Annotated in this window: 1 protein-coding gene; it reads right to left on the reverse strand. The window is 39.9% G+C overall.

Annotated elements, in window-relative coordinates; genetic code table 11:
- Nucleotides 1–953, reverse strand: a 953-nt coding sequence (locus D1970_RS21975; protein ID WP_119114962.1) for an IS110 family RNA-guided transposase, incomplete at its 3' end; no start/stop codon positions are given.
- Nucleotides 954–1,159 lie beyond the last annotated feature (206 nt).

The following is a 1,159-nucleotide window of genomic DNA, read 5'->3' on the forward strand; positions in this document are numbered from 1 at the left end:
TAGACACTTGGATCAACACCAGCGAATGCAACGAGCTTTTTTGGATGATTAAACCGATCTATTTCACCGACTTCAGAAATAATCGTGGCGGCGATTTTTTCTCCTATACCGGGAATAGACTGGATAATCTGATATTCTTCAATTTCTTTAGCGAGGACATCTATTTCTGTTGAGATCTTTGATAGATGCTCTTGATATTGAAGAACGATGTTCGTTAATATCTCCAAATTGAAGATATGACTTTCATATAAGTTTCGTTGAAACGGATTACGTAGAGCTGCCTCTCTCAGTTTCTGCGCTTTTTCTTTGGCCCACTTCTCTGAACGACTTTTACATAACGACGCAATCTTTTCTACTAAAACTGATTCATCGACATTTAATACTGCCTCTGACGTAGGAAAAGACCTGAGAGTTAATAACGATACCTTAGAATATAAACTTCCAAATACTCCTCTGTATTCAGGAAACACCTGATCCAATAAAGAGTGAAGTTGTAGCTTAATATTCGCAGATATTTCCGCAATCGTCTCCTGTTGTCTGGTAAGATTACGAAGGTTCAAGAGTTGTATTCCGCGCTTTTTATAGGGCTCCAAGTCTTCTTTATAATACAGCTCGCACAAATGATAAGCATCAACCGCATCCGTTTTGACCTTTCGTAAACTAGAGCTTTTCGCTCTGTGTGAAATAAGAGGATTAACGACAATATATACATATTTTTTTTCCTCTAAAAACTGAATGACGGGTGTATGGTAGTGACCAGTTGATTCTAAAACCACCGAAGGTGGGTGGCCATGAGCTTGCCTTTCAACTTCTTGAAGGAACTCTACTAGTTTTCCCAATCCATCAATAGTATGCTCAATACTAAAGCTCTTACGGTAAGGCTTTCCCTTTTCCAGAAATGCTTGAACCTGACTTTCTCCTTTTGATACATCCAGACCAACGACTGGATTCATAATTGAACCTCCTCCTTGAAAATAAATTAGTCGGTAACCCCTAGAGCTGCTTGTAATGTCATAGGTTCGCTTGTTAAACGGGATCAATGTCCCAACCAGCCTGAAACATGTTCATACAAGTAGGGGGCGAACAGTTTAACTAACGGGATCGAGTCCCACGGGTGCGACGTTCTACCCCGACTACCGTTATCATAAGACCATATAAA

Origin of the sequence: Mesobacillus zeae, from assembly GCF_003570705.1 — a bacterium.
In the GTDB taxonomy this organism is placed as follows: domain Bacteria; phylum Bacillota; class Bacilli; order Bacillales; family Cytobacillaceae; genus Mesobacillus_C; species Mesobacillus_C zeae.